Source organism: Butyricimonas sp. Marseille-P3923, from assembly GCF_900184685.1.
GTDB classification, from domain to species: domain Bacteria; phylum Bacteroidota; class Bacteroidia; order Bacteroidales; family Marinifilaceae; genus Butyricimonas; species Butyricimonas muris.
Map to the genome: position 1 here is coordinate 742,168 of NZ_FXXL01000006.1, position 15,208 is coordinate 757,375.

Sequence of the window (15,208 nt, forward strand, 5' to 3'; positions counted from 1 at the left end):
AAAAACCAAAAACTAAAAGTTGGAAAAGATCACACTGACCCTTTCTAACTTTTAGTTTTTAATACCGAAACGCATGGATATCTCTTGGAATAACGTGTTGCTGGCTTTCACGCTAACTTTATTTGCCGGACTATCGACCGGAATTGGTAGTGCCATTGCTTTTCTGACGAAAAAAACGAACAAAAAATTCCTGTCCCTCTCGCTGGGATTCAGCGCAGGAGTGATGATATACGTCTCTTTCGTGGAGTTGTTTCCTACCGCTAAAGAATCCATCGAGGAAGTGTACGACGGCAAGATTGCCGATATTATCACGGCTATCGCTTTCTTTTGCGGCATGGGACTTATTGCCGTTATCGACAAATTGATTCCTTCCTACGAGAACCCGCACGAGGTAAAATCCGTCGAGAGCATGGCGCAACAACCTCATGACAAGAAATTAATGCGCATGGGGATATTCTCGGCTCTCGCCATCAGTATCCACAACTTCCCGGAAGGTCTGGCTACTTTTATTGCCGGACTGTCTAACCCGGAAATAGCATACCCGATCGCATTCGCTATCGCCATTCACAATATCCCGGAAGGGATTGCCGTATCGGTTCCCATATTCTTTGCCACGGGCAACCGAAAAAAAGCATTCAAACTGTCTTTTCTTTCCGGCTTGTCCGAGCCCCTCGGAGCTATTATCGGCTTCGTTCTAATCTATTTCTTCATCGGGATTAATGCCGTTGTCCTTGGCGTTCTGTTTGCCCTTGTAGCAGGCATCATGGTATTCATCTCTCTTGACGAACTTCTCCCTACCGCCAAAGAATACGGCGCACATCATTTGTCTATTTACGGACTCGTTGCCGGAATGGGGCTTATGGCTTTTAGCCTGTTACTGTTCTAAAGATAAAGGCTCGATTTAACCGAGCCTTTATCTTTAGAATTTATTCCGATGAATTTTACTTTCATCGTATTTATCTTTCGCTTTTTGCAGACCATCGGGATAACCGACAGGAATGATACAAAGCGGCACAAATTGTTCGGGCATAGCCGTGTATTTCCGGACAACCCCGATGCGATCCTCGTAAGGATAAGCCGCCGTCCATACGGCTCCCAACCCGAGAGCCTCAGCAGCCAAGAGAATATTCTGCGTTACAGCCGAACAGTCCACGTACCAATAAGAAGAACGGGTAGAATCACCACAAACGACAATAGCCATCGGTGCTTGTGCCAACATTTTGGCATAAGGCAGACTTGCAGCCATCGAATCAAGCGCTGCCCGATCGGTTACCACGACAAATTCCCACGGACGTCTGTCCATCCCGGAAGGTGCAGCCATTCCCGCCTTCAACATAGCGGTAATCTTCTCTTCCTCTACTTCTTTCTTTAAATACTTGCGTACACTCTTGCGTGCCGCGATATTTTCCAAAACAGCCTTGGTCTTCAAAACCGGATCATCTTGTTGTTTCGCATCTCCCATACATGATGTTTTTAAAAATACAATCACCAATACTACGGCAAGCAGAACGTAAAAGGTATTAAATTTCTTCATTTTTTTCTTCATTTATTTTTTCAATAACGCTTCTATCCGCTGACGATAAGCCTTTGCACCTTCTTTCACGTTCCCGGCTCCGGCAGGTGTCGCCACGCCATAAACCACGTGAGGCGTTTGCCAGACCATACCCGAATGATTAGCCGTCAACTGGTAAGGACGCAATAACTCGTCCATCGTAAAATGATTCCTGCCTCCGGAACGATACGCCTCGTATTCCGAACCCGTTGTCGTGGCCACCATTAACGGTTTCCCTTTCACCACCTCGGTTTGTGCCAAGGGCGTGAAAATCTCATCCAACCACTTTTTCAACTGTGAAGGCGCACTCGCCCAATAAAACGGGAATTGAAACACAACCGCTTTCGCCTCCGATAAAATTTTCTTGTGCGCCTCGGCGTCAAAAGGCTTGGCGTACAAATCCAGAATTACCACTCCCGGAATATCTTTCACGGCATCAATCAATGCCTTATTCGCCTGTGACTCCTTGAAATTCGGGTGAGCCAACAAGATCACTACATTTCCTGAATTCTTTGCTTTTTCCATTTTCTCTGCATTTAAAGCACCCGCGGAAAAAATAACCGCAAGTATTAATACAATTGTTTTCATAAGCTTAATTTTCAGTTTGCAACTTCGAATATACGAAAAAAACGGTTTCCCCCCTTAAACTTCTTACAAAATAAAAGATACTTGCAAATCCATATTTAAATTCAATATCGGGAATGTTTCCGGTTAAACGACTATTCATTTTTATAAATGTAACCGAATTTTAAAAATTACGTAAGAAATATAGCATTTATTGTCACAACAAATGAAAAACATATAATATTACATTATCATGAAGACAGCGAAATACGTACTTGCACTAGACCAAGGGACAACCTCCTCCCGCGCCGTGCTTTTCAACCATGACGGAAATATTGTTGCCATGTCACAGAAACCAATCGAACAACACTTCCCTCACCCGGGTTGGGTGGAACACGATCCTAGCGAAATCTGGTACACGCAATCCTCCGTGGCCGCCGAAGTTATCGCCAAAGCAGACCTCACGGGACTGGACGTGGCTTGTATAGGTATCACAAACCAACGTGAAACCACGATCATTTGGGACAGGGAAACCTCTATGCCCGTCTATCGCGCCATCGTATGGCAAGACAGGCGTACTGCCGATATCTGCCGGGAATTGCAAGAAAACGGATATACTGAAATGATCCGGGAGAAAACGGGATTACTGATTGATGCTTATTTCTCCGCCACAAAAATCAAATGGATTCTCGATAATGTCGAAGGTGTACGTGAACGGGCTGAAAAAGGAAAGTTGTGTTTCGGTACGGTAGACAGTTGGCTCGTGTGGAAGTTCACGCACGGACGGGTACACGTGACGGATGTCAGCAATGCTTCCCGCACGATGCTGTTCAATATTCACACGTTGCAATGGGATAAAGAGTTACTGGAACTTTTCGACATTCCCGAAGCTATACTTCCGGAAGTAAAAAGCAGCAGCGAAGTCTATTCGGAAACCAGTACAACTTTGTTCTCGACGAAAATCCCGATCTCCGGAATAGCCGGCGACCAACAGTCCGCCCTCTTCGGGCAACTCTGCCTTGAACCGGGAATGACGAAAACGACATACGGTACCGGATGTTTTATGGTCATGAATACCGGAAGCGAAGTCGTAAAATCGGAAAACAATCTGTTAAGCACCATCGCGTGGAAAATCGGTGACTCCGTTACTTACGCCTTGGAAGGAAGTGTATTCGTGGGGGGAGCAGCCATCCAATGGCTACGGGACGGGATGCAACTGCTCAGGACTGCCTCGGAAAGTGAGGCTCTCGCAACATCCGTTCAAGATAACGGGGGAGTTTATTTTGTTCCCGCTCTCACGGGAATGGGTGCCCCTTACTGGGATCAATACGCCAGAGGTGCCATTCTCGGAATCACACGAGGAACAACTCCCGCACATATTGCCCGGGCAACACTGGAAGGAATTGCATTCCAAGTGTACGATATTTTAAAAGCCATGGAGCATGACACTCACCGCCAATCTCTCGAATTACGGGTAGACGGAGGTGCTGTTGCCAACAATTTCCTGATGCAATTCCAAAGTGACATTAACAGAACACACGTGGTTCGCCCCCAGATACTGGAAACAACAGCTCTCGGTGCGGCTTATCTCGCTGGATTGGCTATCGGGTTCTGGCGTGACACTGAAGAGCTGCGCAAACAATGGAACATCAACAAGGAGTTCTCCCCTGTTGCGACAGAAGAAGAGGTCGACAAACTCCTTCACATGTGGCATAAAGCTATCGAAAGAGCCCGTAACTGGGAAGAACTGTAAAACGATAATCATGAATCTAAAATCATAAATTCTCCATGTCACCATTTATAGCAGAGCTACTCGGAACAATGACGATGATCCTCTTGGGTGACGGCGTAGTAGCCAACGTCGTGCTAAAAAAGACCAAAGGATTTCAAGGTGGTTGGATTACCATCACCACGGCATGGGCACTTGCTGTTTTTGCAGGAGTCGTCATCGCCGGTCCATATAGCGGGGCCCACTTGAATCCCGCCATTACAATAGGTTTCGCCATCGCGGAAAAATTCCCGTGGGCAAGTGTACCTTCTTACGTGATCGCTCAAATGCTGGGTGCCGCCATGGGTGCGTTCCTCGTCTGGATTGTCTACCATGACCACTTTAAGGTCACGGACGACCCCGGGGCAAAACTCGGTGTATTCTGCACGGCTCCCGAAATCCGACATAACGTGGTAAACTTCGGGGGTGAGCTTATCGCCACCTTCGTATTGATGTTCTCGGTATTCTATATTACCGGGGCTGAACTGATAGCCGATGTCGATACAACTACCCCTATCGGATTGGGTTCGGTCGGTGCAATTCCCGTATCCTTCATCGTATGGGTAATCGGACTTTCTTTAGGCGGAGTCACCGGATATGCCATCAATCCCGCCCGAGATTTCGCACCCCGTGTAATGCATGCCATCCTCCCGATTCCGGGAAAAGGAAGCAGTCACTGGGATTACGCGTGGATTCCTATCTTAGGGCCATTAGCCGGCTCACTTGTGGCAGCGGTGATTTATATGATTGTATAGAAGTTTGTAAAGTTGTAAGGTTTATAAAGTTTGTAAAGTGACAGGCGTTACGCGAGGCGCAAAGAGCTTTACAGACTTTACAAACTGCCCTCCTCGCTATCCGTTTCCCCGTTCTCCCCACTTTGGAGTCCTAACACGTCTTTTGCATTCAAAGGAGATATTGCAGACGTACTTGTTTCCTCTTCCAATTTTAACCGGGCTTCCTGAGCCACGCTTCCCCCTCTACGGGCAACTTCCAAATGCTCGTTAAATGATTCCGGATTACGTACTTCCGATATTTTCGTGGTAGACAATTCTGCAAGCATACTTAATACCAATTCGGTATTCGTCATATTATCCCGTAGATTTTCTTTCCTCAATCCTTTAAATGACTTGTATTCCTTTGCAGTCATTCCCGCCCACGTTTTGTAGATAATATCAGTCAGAGAAGCAAATTGCACTCCCTCTTGCAATCCCCTACGTTTCCATTCGTCCGTCAGGTCTTTACGGATTTCTATACTTTTAAGCCGTTGGTTTATCCAATTATCGGAATAACCCAAACGTTTATAATCCAACATCGCCTGCTCAATAGACAACTCCGGATCTTGCATTTGATCTAAACGCTCTTTAGCAACCTGTGCCATCCATAACTTGAATGGCTCTGCTTTAGGGGAAGGAATGGATTGTATTAATCGGAATAGTTGTTCTGTATTAGCGACATCCGTCAATCGCATTTTACCGTCTTCGGCAAGTAATTTCAACTGGCTACAATTTGTAGCCGTTTCACTTCCCTCCTTTTTCAAACGGTTTTTTAGCACACTCCAATACTTTCTTGGATTATCACTTTCCGTCAAAATCGCGATAACGTCAATAATAGAGAAATACCATTCTTCCTTATCGCTATCCCATACCGTACGAACTTTCTTTTCCTCGAAAACCTTTATTGCATTCTGTTTTGTCATATTCACCGAATTTATCCTTTATTCCCCCTTGTATCGCTCCTCAATCTTATCAAACACTTCCCACAACGTTTCTATGGTCGGGGCTTGCAGCATTTGAATCCGCAAATCACGGAAATGGGGCAATCCTTTGAACATACAAGCCATGTGCCGACGCATGTGGAATAATCCCCGCACTTCATCCAACCATTCTTGGGATAACAGTATTTGTTCCTTGATAATCTCTATTTGTTCGTGCAGGGGCAATTCGGGTAGAATCTCCCCCGTTTTCATATAATGTTTGATCTGTTGAAATATCCACGGCTTACCGATCGTGGCACGCCCGATCATTACCCCGTCCACACCGTAACGCTCGAAAGCTTCTTTTACCTTTTCCGGGGTGTCGATATCACCGTTTCCGATGATCGGGATCTTTATCCGGGGATTTCGCTTCACTCCGGCGATAGGCTCCCAATCTGCCTCACCCTTGTACATCTGGGAACGGGTGCGCCCGTGAATAGCCAAAGCACTAATCCCGACATCCTGCAATCGTTCTGCCACATCGTCAATGATAATATTCTCGCAATCCCAACCCAAACGAGTCTTTGCCGTAACGGGGATCTTCACGGCCTGCACGATCTGCTTTGCCATTTCCACCATTAAAGGTACATCCCGAAGCATTCCTGCTCCCGCCCCTTTCGCGGCAACCCTTTTCACGGGACACCCAAAATTTATATCTATAAAATCAGGCTGCACTTCTTCAACAATCTTTGCCGCCTCGACCATCGAATCAATAAAGCGACCGTATATCTGAATGGTTACCGGACGTTCGGACTCCTCTATCGTCAACTTCTTCACGGTCTTGTTTATGGAACGCACCAACGCATCCGCCGATACAAATTCCGAGTAGAGCCAATCCGCCCCGTATCGCTTACAGAATTTCCGGAAAGGGGGATTTGTAACCTCTTCCATCGGCGCCAAAATCAACGGCCGCTCACCTACGTCTTTTCCTCCGACTATCATCTTCAATCAAATAAGTTTTGCCACAAAAATAATAATTTCTATCTTTAACACACGAAATAAACAGCACGGATATGGCTATAATAAAATTTATTCTTATCGGATTACTTGCAACTTTCGCCCCACAGAAAGAGGAATGGGTAAAAATAAGAGGCGACTACCAAATCACGTTCCTTTTCCCTAGCCGGGGCGAACGTCTGAAAAAAGACGTGAATGACATCCGTTCATGGATATACCAAACGAAAAACGTAACCTGTGTTTTCGGGGTTGTATGCACGCAATTGACGAAAGAAAAAGGCATCCTCGATGCTTACACGGTCAACCAGCTATATCTCGCCATGAAGAAAGAATCAGTTTCAATGCCGACCGCTAAACTCACCAGCGAAAAGCGTATACCATCAAAAAATGTCGAGATATGGGAGATTACCTACACGATAATGAAAGAGCTTGAAGAGATGACGTACTATAAAAGATTTATTTTCAGAGATAATTGTATGTATCAAGTATCTATAGGTGCGAATACGAAAGACTTGGAAGAACTCATCCCGCAGAAAAATAAATTCTTCAATTCTATTACTTTTTTGGACAACTCCAATAAATAAGAAACACAACCAACAAAAAATAAATCACCATGAAAAGTATTATCATTCCCTTGGCATTATTGCTGTCGATTCCCGTTATGGCGCGGGACAACGGGACAGGCACGAGCGACACTCTAAGACGTGACGTCAAAGAAATACACTTGCAGGATAGAGAAACAAGCAGACAAGTCAAGAAATCGGAAATATTAAGCGATCCCATCCACCGACACATATACCAACGGAGCCAAAATCCACGGTTCCGGGGACACTGGAGCGGATTTAATCTTGGATTTGCCGATTTCGGGGATTATGATATTGTTCCGGGCGGCTCTCCATTCATGGACTTGCAACGCAAGAATTCACTGGTAATGCAATTCAACATGTTCCAATACAGTATGCGTCTGAATAAATTGAATAATTTCGGGCTTGTTACCGGACTGGGATTAGAATACCAACGCTTCCGTTTCGAGCACAAAAACAGTATTCAACGGGGAGAAAACGGGAAAATATATCCGTTGGAAATAGATCATGTAAAGAAGAGTTCATTGAAAAACCTTTATCTCACCGTTCCCTTGATCTGTGAATGGCAATTCCCCGCGAAAAATCACCGCCGGGCATACGTGGGAGCCGGAATCATGGGCGGGTTAAGATTACACACGAAAACCAAAGTCGTGTACAAAAACGAGAACGGGGACAAACGTCGCTACAAAAAAGCGGGAAATTACAGCATGAACCCGGTAAAAGCAGACATTGTTGCCCGTGTAGGATACGACAAACTGGCACTGTGGGGCAGCTATACCCTCAACCGTATGATGAAATCAGGCAAAGCTCCTGATTTACACCCGTATGTTATCGGGTTCGGGGTAAACTTCTAAGAACGTTTAAAGTTAAAATTTAGAGTTATCATTAAATCACAGAATTAATAATCTTTATTGAGTTGTTTTTCACCTTTTTAAATCACTGTGTCACAACATTTCATACGTTGTGACGTAAAAACTATTACTTCCGGGATACTCCAAAAAGTACCCTCCATTCGACCAACGGTTCGCCCGTTCTAAAGATCGGAACTTATACGTTATATAAATATACATAAAGAGATGAAAACAACACTATTAGCGCTGTTTATATGCCTTTTCGGCATAAACGGCTTGAAGGCTCAGGATGCCAACTCGTCCACATCGGCATCCAACGTCCGTCAAGACAGTGTCTTCAAAAATGAGAAAGAAGAGAAAGTCCGTTTCAACGGACACGTGGCAGGGATTTACGGTGGATTCATCACCTTTGGTAAAAGCGATTATTCCGCTTACAAGAACAAAGATTTCATGAAACTAAAGCTACAAACCTCCTACACCGTGGCTCTCAACATCATTGAAATCAACATCGGGCTACAAAAACAAAAAAACACTGTTGGTATCGTGGCAGGCATCGGGGCCGAATTCCAAAACATGGAGTTCGACAACAAAATCGCTATCCACAAAAATAAAAAAGGCATCATAGAACCTTTCACCTATGACGAGGGCTCCATCTCTTCCAGCAGATTGAGAGTACTCTCTGCAAACATCCCGTTAATGCTCGAATTTCAATCCCCGTCCAATAAAACAAGCCGTTTCCATTTCAACATGGGAGTCGTGGGTTCATACAATTTCATCACACAAACCAAGGTAAAAATTACAGAGAATAAATTTCCTCACAAAAGCAAAACGATCAGTAACCGGGGAAACCTGAATATGCCCCGTTTCAATTTTGACCTCATGGCACAAATGGGTGGTAATCACTTTGCCGTATGGGCCCGCTACGGAATAACCCCTCTATTCGAGAAAAATAAAGGTCCGGAATTACATCAAGTAAGTTTCGGTGCTGCCATTCTGTTTTGAAAATTCATGAGGTCAATAGATACATCTATTGACCTCATGAATTTTTAATTTACCTTCAATCGCCCCCATCGAAATCACAGAATCATAATCTTTAATTCCAAATATTTTCAATAGTCCGCTTGTTTTTATAAATTCGTCCCTCAAATACTCAACACAAATTTTATAAAAATGAGAAAACTATTCCTATTCTTATCCTTAGGTATTTTCTTGTTCTCTTGCAAAGAGGCAAAGAAAGAAACCAAACAACCCAGTCCCTATCAGCCACTTGCTGACCAATACGCGGAGTTCACCTTGACAACTGACGTTAGCAAACTAACGGAAAACGAGAAAAAGATGATTCCCATCCTTATCGAAGTGGCGGACATCATGGAGAATATTTTCTGGCAAAACGCTTATGGCGACAAGGCTGCGTTGATGAAACCATTCGCGCAAGACTCGGCAGCCTTGAAATATCTTTCTATTAATTACGGACCGTGGGATCGTTTGAATGCCAACAAGCCTTTCATTGACGGCGTGGGAGCGAAACCGCTGGGAGCGAACTTCTACCCGACGGATATGACAAGAGAAGAATTCGACGCTTTGAAAGACCCTCGCAAGACGGATTGGTACAGTATCATCCGCCGGGATGACAAAGGGAATCTCGTCGTGATCCCTTTCCATGAAGCATACCCGCGAGAAGTTGCCAAAGCCTCCGAGTTATTGAAACAAGCCTCCGAGTTGGCAGAAGATCCCGGCTTGAAGAAATACTTGTCATTAAGAGCACAAGCCCTTCTTGATGACGATTATCTTGCCAGTGACCTCGCTTGGATGGATATGCAAGACAACACGCTGGATTTCGTGGTTGGTCCTATCGAAACTTACGAAGACCAACTTTACGGGTACAAGGCATCCCATTCCGGACAAATCCTCGTGAAAGATAAAGAATGGAGTAAACGCCTGTCAGAATACGCTCAATACTTGCCCAAGCTACAAAACAACCTTCCCGTGCCCGCCGCTTACAAGAAAGAGAAAGCGAACGCCAACCCGGACATGAACGCGTACGACGTGATTTACTATGGTGGAGATTGCAATGCCGGAAGCAAGAATATCGCCATCAACCTGCCGAACGACCCGAGAGTACACGCTGCCAAGGGAAGCCGCAAATTGCAATTGAAAAACTCCATGCAGGCAAAGTTCGAGAAAATGGTTGTTCCTATCTCTAAATTGGTTATCGCACCCGAGCAACAGAAATACGTGAATTTCGACGCCTTCTTCGAGAACGTAATGTTCCACGAAGTTGCCCACGGTCTTGGAGTGAATTACACGATTAAAGATAAAAAAGACGTGCGTTCTGCCCTACAAAACTACTACACTTCCATCGAGGAAGGGAAAGCGGATATCCTCGGGTTATTCTGCGTGACGAAATTAGCGGAATGGGGTATTCTTGAAAACAAAGACCTCATGGATAATTACGTGACCTTTATCGCCGGTATCTTCCGTTCCGTACGTTTCGGTGCTGCCAGCGCACATGGCAAAGCGAACATGATGCAATTCAACCATTTCATGGAAAGCGGAGCCATCACGAAAGACGAAACGACCGGATACTACACGATCGACTTCGAAAAGATGAAAAAAGACATCGAAGTCATCGCCGGGGAATACATCACGATCGAGGGTAACGGAGATATCGCAACTGCCACGAAACTCGTTGCAGAGAAAGGCGTTGTACCCCCGACACTGCAAAAAGACCTTGACCGCATCGCCGGAGCAGGTATCCCGAAAGATATTTTCTTCAAGCAAGGAACAAAAGTCCTCGGACTATAATAAAAAGTCCCTTACACATAAATAAAGGATGTCTAACAAAAGGCATCCTTTATTTATTGTAAATAAATCAATTAGTAATTAGCCAACACCTTTTTCCAAGCCACACGACAAATAACATATTCCATCAACACCGCCAATACCCACATGCTCGCGATAGCTATCCAAATGCCATACCACGACAAGCGCTGGGACAGGGTATGTACTCCCCCTATCACGAGCCACACGAAGATCAATGCCAGCATCCGCAATATATTTCGTCCCGAATCGGTCGTTCCCTTCTCCTTGGAAAAAGGAAAAAGCAACCCGGAAAACCAAAGATACACGTAACTCACAAGCGTATTCACGGCAAGAATCATCAGCAAATCCTGAATAATCACCCAATGCAACCTCACGACGAAAACAGCAGACAATGCGACATACACGGGAAGATAATACTTCACGTACAACGCCTTGTAACTGCCGAGGATCAACGCCCCCGGGCGGGCAAGCGGTCTTGAACGATACAACCACAGCAAATCCCCTTTCTCCATGATCGACATAGCCATCAATATCCCGATACTCACCATCGATGTCATGTAAAACGGGATATAAAACCCAATCCCCCCGGTGTCGCGTCCTTTGTAAATAAAGAATACCGCCAGAAACACCGTGTAGATAATCATCGGGAGCACTGCCTGACGGAATTTCAGATTCCCCTGCGTCAACCGCCATCCCAGCACGAAACCGGAAACCTGCACGGGACTCCACGCGAATAGCCGGGCCAGCGAGTAAAGCCAACCGTCCTTGCCTTTTTTCCGTCCCTTACCCGCGATCGCGGCATATTCATCAATTATTCCCATTTTTCTCGAAAAATAGGGTGCCAGATAAACCACTGCGATCCAACCGAACAACAACACCCCTGTTACCCCGGATAACGCCATCACCAAAACAGGAATAGTAAAGTGCTGTATAATCAACGTGAACGCCATAAAATAACAGGAAGGGGTAAAATACATCCACGTTGACGGATGAAACATATCCAGTTGTATCTCCCGAATCACCGTTCCCACCAATTGATAGCTCAACGCGACGGAGACGACCAGAATAACCTGAGCATAACTCATCACCCGTGCAAATTTATCTACCGCGATAAAACGCATCACCCCGAGATAAATCACGTTCGCCAGTAATAAAGTAAAAAGCGTATTCAAGAAAACAGATATAATAAAGAGTCCACCCGTCAACACTCCCTGCCAAAAAAAGACAACAATAGCAGGAATCAAAGACATACAACCCGATAGAAAAAACATATATGATAACATCGTCACCAGACGGGCAGTCAGGATTGTCTTGGAATTTACGGGCAAACGTTGTAGAATCTGATTATCATTCCGGTCGAAAAGCAACCGTGAGTATTCCATCATAAAACTCATCATAAACATGATCATCAAGTAGGAATGAAACAACAAAAGCGACACTTCAAACGTCCCGGACATGACCCCGAACAGGAAAAACACGGTACCGTATATCCCGAACGCGATACCTTGCCGCAATAACGTATTCGAGCTTTCCTTTTTCCGTTTAGACCTGTCGATACGATCATATTCCGTGAGTTTCACTGTCACGATAGCCACCATCCTGTCAAAGTCAACACCCATACGCGTGAACACTCCACGGAAAAGTCGCAAAATCCAAATTACAGCCTTAATCATTGTTCTTTATTTTCAAACACATCAACCATCCGTTCCGCTTGAACCACCTGCCCTGATGCCCCGATCAGACTCGTGAAAAGGCTCTCCAAAGAACCGACACCCGCTTGTTCCATCAATTCATGAACAGTTCCATTAGCTATAATTTTCCCCTCGTTGAGCAAAATCACCCGTGTCGCAATCTTCTCCACGACATCCATCAGATGAGAACAGTAAAAAATCGTCTTCCCCTCTTTCGCCAGTCGGGCAATCATCTCCTTCACGATAATAACGGCATTGGCATCCAGACCATTCAACGGCTCATCCATAAAAATAACCTCTGGGTTATGCAACAAGCCGGAAATGATATGTATCTTTTGTTTCATCCCCTTGGAAAAACTCAACATCCGTTCGTTTGCATTATCCCGCATCTCGAACAATAAAAGTAATTCTTCCACCTTCTTAACCACATCCGCCCGCTCCAACCCGTACAACGTACCTATAAATTCGAGATATTCCATCGGAGTCAAATGTTCGTACATGATCGCGTTCTCCGGAATATAACCAATCCGCTTCTTAATTTCTATATCGTTCTTCCTCAGATCGTATCCCAATACATTAACCTCTCCGGCATATTCCTCCATCAGCCCACACATGATCTTCACCGTGGTGGATTTACCCGCCCCGTTACTCCCAAGGTAACCAATCACCTCTCCCGCGCAAATCTCCATGTCTATTCCCTTCAAGACCTGCAGTTCCTCTTTCTCCTTCCGAAAACTTTTCTTTAAACCGGATACCCGGAGCACGCTGTCGTTCATCATATATTCATGCCGTTCGTTATTAATTAAAAATGCTTCAAAAATAAAAAAGCCTCATGACTTTATCGTCACAAGGCCTCCTTTATTTTGTTGCCCCACTAGGATTCGAACCCAGACAGACAGAACCAGAATCTGTAGTGCTACCATTACACAATAGGGCAATTGTTTCATTGCGGTGCAAAGATAGTAGTTTTTTGGGATTTCAAAAAACTACTATCTATTTTTTCATTTCACTTCAATATTTTTTGATACTCGTCGTCATTAGCCAACACTTCCAATGCCTTGGCGATATGTTTGTCTTTACGAATATGATATTCCAGCACTCCTTCCTGCATATAATAACGCTCCATAAGTTGATCGGCCAATATATCGGAAATCTCATTCTTAAACGAATCCAGATCCCGATCTATAGAATGCCCGAGGTCATTTCTCAACGCTTCAATCTGACCGGATATCTGATCGTAATATTTCTCATCCCGCGCAGTCTTCACCAGTTTATCCAACATGGCTTGAGTGGCTGTTTCATACTCGAATTTCTTCGTTTTCAAGTATTCCTTGAACTCGTTGAACAATTCATCGGTCAATTCAAATTCCGAGGGAGCAGGCAATGTAGGATGTTTTGCCGCGTATTCGTTCACGAAATCAAACACCATATCCTGCATCACCAATTCCTGTGAAACCCGGGCGTATTTCTCCGGCTCGATCTTGATATCCGGCGTGATACCCCCACCGTCATACACGGTGCGTCCGGCTTTTGTCTTAAACGGTTTTATCAATGAATCGGGAATCACGCCCACGCTTCCGTCCGGGTTACGATGCGCGTAATCCACCGCTTGAATACAACGTCCGCTAGGGATGTAATATTTTGCCGTGGTGACTTTCAATTTCGTGTTGTACACGAGGTCACGAGTGGTCTGAACCAAGCCTTTCCCGAAAGAACGCTCTCCCAGAACGACAGCCCGGTCATAATCCTGCAAAGAGCCGGATAATATCTCGGCAGCCGAAGCTGAAGCCCGGTCTATCAACACGGCAAGCTTCATGTCGGGCAATAACGGGTTCTTGCTCGTGGTATATTCTTTATCCCACTGCTTCATCTTGCCCTTGGTGCTCACGATCAGAAAACCTCTCGGCAAAAAGAAATTGGCGATCTCTACCGCTTGATCAAGCAATCCGCCCCCGTTACCCCGGAGATCAAGTACCAAAGACTGTGCCCCTTTATTTTTCAACTCCATGATCGCTTTCCGTACATCATCGGCAGCCTTATCCGTGAAACTGGTGAAATAGATATACCCGGTCTGATCATTCAACATCCCGTAGTAAGGCACACTCGGCATTTGCACGATTTCGCGCAATACCCGCTTTTCCATGGGTTTGTCTTCACCCACCCGCTGAACTTTCAAAACGACCTCTTTACCCGGTTGCCCTTTCAAGCGGGAACTCACGTATTCAACGGTTTTTCCTTTCATGTTTTCCCCGTCGATGGATAAAATCAAATCACCCGGTAGCAAGCCTGCCTTATGGGAAGGTGAATTCCGATAAGGTTCACGGATAACCACGTAATCTCCTTTTACCCCGATAATAGAACCAATCCCGGCATATTCTCCAGTAGTCATCATCTTAAATTCATCTATTCTGGACTCCGGGTAAAACTCGGTGTAAGGGTCTAATTTCTTCAACATAGCGTCAATACCGTCCTTCACCATTTTCTCCGGCTGAACATCATCCACGTAAAAAAGATTCACATCCCTGAAAAGCGTGGCAAAAATATCCAATCCCTTGCTAATCTGGAATCTTTTGTTATCCTCCTTCAATCCCAACATCCCGAAAGCCAATAACAACACTCCCGAGATGATAATAATAACGCGTGTATTTTTTCTCATAACCTTATT

14 protein-coding genes and 1 tRNA gene are annotated in these 15,208 nt (G+C 45.1%); 7 read left to right on the plus strand and 8 right to left on the minus strand.

The genetic code is table 11. From position 1 onward, the window contains the following. Positions 1–73 precede the first annotated feature (73 nt). Positions 74–886 (plus strand): zinc transporter ZupT, encoded by an 813-nt coding sequence (gene zupT / locus CS948_RS08925; RefSeq protein WP_099291339.1) that lies wholly within the window; start codon positions 74–76, stop codon positions 884–886. A gap of 33 nt (positions 887–919) precedes the next feature. On the opposite strand, the gene CS948_RS08930 is transcribed toward zupT, so the two are convergent. Together CS948_RS08930 and CS948_RS08935 are read right to left on the minus strand one after the other, a co-directional pair. Next, the gene (locus CS948_RS08930) at positions 920–1,534 is read right to left on the minus strand and encodes a nitroreductase family protein (RefSeq protein ID WP_099291861.1); all 615 of its coding nucleotides are present in this window, start codon (positions 1,532–1,534) and stop codon (positions 920–922) included. A gap of 12 nt (positions 1,535–1,546) precedes the next feature. Beyond that, positions 1,547–2,077 carry an NAD(P)H-dependent oxidoreductase gene (locus CS948_RS08935; protein ID WP_099291862.1) on the minus strand — a complete coding sequence of 177 codons (531 nt, stop codon included), beginning with the start codon at positions 2,075–2,077 and terminating at the stop codon, positions 1,547–1,549. Between the two features lie 292 nt (positions 2,078–2,369). On the opposite strand from CS948_RS08935, the gene glpK reads away from it, so the two are divergent. After that, positions 2,370–3,869: a glycerol kinase GlpK gene (gene glpK / locus CS948_RS08940; protein WP_099291340.1), complete on the plus strand. Its 1,500-nt coding sequence runs from the start codon at positions 2,370–2,372 to the stop codon at positions 3,867–3,869. A 35-nt stretch (positions 3,870–3,904) separates the two neighbouring features. Beyond that, positions 3,905–4,639, plus strand: coding sequence for an MIP/aquaporin family protein (locus tag CS948_RS08945; RefSeq protein WP_099291341.1), 735 nt, complete (start codon positions 3,905–3,907; stop codon positions 4,637–4,639). Between the two features lie 77 nt (positions 4,640–4,716). On the opposite strand, the gene CS948_RS08950 is transcribed toward CS948_RS08945, so the two are convergent. Then, positions 4,717–5,580, minus strand: a complete 864-nt coding sequence (locus tag CS948_RS08950; protein WP_099291342.1) for a Bro-N domain-containing protein — start codon at positions 5,578–5,580, stop codon at positions 4,717–4,719. 18 nt (positions 5,581–5,598) lie between these two features. Further along, the gene (gene dusB, locus CS948_RS08955) at positions 5,599–6,579 is read right to left on the minus strand and encodes a tRNA dihydrouridine synthase DusB (protein WP_099291343.1); all 981 of its coding nucleotides are present in this window, start codon (positions 6,577–6,579) and stop codon (positions 5,599–5,601) included. 71 nt (positions 6,580–6,650) lie between these two features. On the opposite strand from dusB, the gene CS948_RS08960 reads away from it, so the two are divergent. From CS948_RS08960 to CS948_RS08975, 4 genes are all read left to right on the plus strand, one after another. Beyond that, on the plus strand, positions 6,651–7,178 hold the full coding sequence (locus CS948_RS08960) for a hypothetical protein (protein ID WP_099291344.1): 528 nt from the start codon (positions 6,651–6,653) through the stop codon (positions 7,176–7,178). Between the two features lie 29 nt (positions 7,179–7,207). Then, positions 7,208–8,032, plus strand: coding sequence for an outer membrane beta-barrel protein (locus CS948_RS08965; protein ID WP_099291345.1), 825 nt, complete (start codon positions 7,208–7,210; stop codon positions 8,030–8,032). 222 nt (positions 8,033–8,254) lie between these two features. Next, on the plus strand, positions 8,255–9,031 hold the full coding sequence (locus CS948_RS08970) for a hypothetical protein (RefSeq protein ID WP_099291346.1): 777 nt from the start codon (positions 8,255–8,257) through the stop codon (positions 9,029–9,031). Between the two features lie 168 nt (positions 9,032–9,199). After that, positions 9,200–10,834 (plus strand): Zn-dependent hydrolase, encoded by a 1,635-nt coding sequence (locus CS948_RS08975; RefSeq protein WP_099291347.1) that lies wholly within the window; start codon positions 9,200–9,202, stop codon positions 10,832–10,834. A 71-nt stretch (positions 10,835–10,905) separates the two neighbouring features. Here the strand turns inward: CS948_RS08975 and CS948_RS08980 are convergent, their stop codons facing one another. The 4 genes from CS948_RS08980 to CS948_RS08995 form a co-directional block, all read right to left on the minus strand. Then, on the minus strand, positions 10,906–12,525 hold the full coding sequence (locus CS948_RS08980) for a hypothetical protein (RefSeq protein ID WP_099291348.1): 1,620 nt from the start codon (positions 12,523–12,525) through the stop codon (positions 10,906–10,908). Beyond that, a complete protein-coding gene (locus CS948_RS08985; protein WP_227217629.1) occupies positions 12,522–13,322 on the minus strand; it encodes an ABC transporter ATP-binding protein in 801 nt (266 codons plus the stop codon). The genes CS948_RS08980 and CS948_RS08985 overlap by 4 nt, the downstream gene beginning before the upstream one ends. 87 nt (positions 13,323–13,409) lie before the next feature. Then, positions 13,410–13,480, minus strand: a tRNA-Gln gene (locus CS948_RS08990). A gap of 69 nt (positions 13,481–13,549) precedes the next feature. Beyond that, entirely contained in the window at positions 13,550–15,199 is a 1,650-nt protein-coding gene (locus tag CS948_RS08995) for a S41 family peptidase (RefSeq protein WP_099291349.1), read from the minus strand. Positions 15,200–15,208 lie beyond the last annotated feature (9 nt).

What these genes read in the sequence shown, in the direction of transcription:
- zupT (WP_099291339.1), top strand. Translation starts at nt 74, where the DNA reads ATGGATATCTCTTGGAATAACGTGTTGCTGGCTTTCACGCTAACTTTA.
- CS948_RS08930 (WP_099291861.1), bottom strand. Translation starts at nt 1,534, where the DNA reads ATGAAGAAATTTAATACCTTTTACGTTCTGCTTGCCGTAGTATTGGTG.
- CS948_RS08935 (WP_099291862.1), bottom strand. Translation starts at nt 2,077, where the DNA reads ATGGAAAAAGCAAAGAATTCAGGAAATGTAGTGATCTTGTTGGCTCAC.
- glpK (WP_099291340.1), top strand. Translation starts at nt 2,370, where the DNA reads ATGAAGACAGCGAAATACGTACTTGCACTAGACCAAGGGACAACCTCC.
- CS948_RS08945 (WP_099291341.1), top strand. Translation starts at nt 3,905, where the DNA reads ATGTCACCATTTATAGCAGAGCTACTCGGAACAATGACGATGATCCTC.
- CS948_RS08950 (WP_099291342.1), bottom strand. Translation starts at nt 5,580, where the DNA reads ATGACAAAACAGAATGCAATAAAGGTTTTCGAGGAAAAGAAAGTTCGT.
- dusB (WP_099291343.1), bottom strand. Translation starts at nt 6,579, where the DNA reads ATGATAGTCGGAGGAAAAGACGTAGGTGAGCGGCCGTTGATTTTGGCG.
- CS948_RS08960 (WP_099291344.1), top strand. Translation starts at nt 6,651, where the DNA reads ATGGCTATAATAAAATTTATTCTTATCGGATTACTTGCAACTTTCGCC.
- CS948_RS08965 (WP_099291345.1), top strand. Translation starts at nt 7,208, where the DNA reads ATGAAAAGTATTATCATTCCCTTGGCATTATTGCTGTCGATTCCCGTT.
- CS948_RS08970 (WP_099291346.1), top strand. Translation starts at nt 8,255, where the DNA reads ATGAAAACAACACTATTAGCGCTGTTTATATGCCTTTTCGGCATAAAC.
- CS948_RS08975 (WP_099291347.1), top strand. Translation starts at nt 9,200, where the DNA reads ATGAGAAAACTATTCCTATTCTTATCCTTAGGTATTTTCTTGTTCTCT.
- CS948_RS08980 (WP_099291348.1), bottom strand. Translation starts at nt 12,525, where the DNA reads ATGATTAAGGCTGTAATTTGGATTTTGCGACTTTTCCGTGGAGTGTTC.
- CS948_RS08985 (WP_227217629.1), bottom strand. Translation starts at nt 13,322, where the DNA reads ATGATGAACGACAGCGTGCTCCGGGTATCCGGTTTAAAGAAAAGTTTT.
- CS948_RS08995 (WP_099291349.1), bottom strand. Translation starts at nt 15,199, where the DNA reads ATGAGAAAAAATACACGCGTTATTATTATCATCTCGGGAGTGTTGTTA.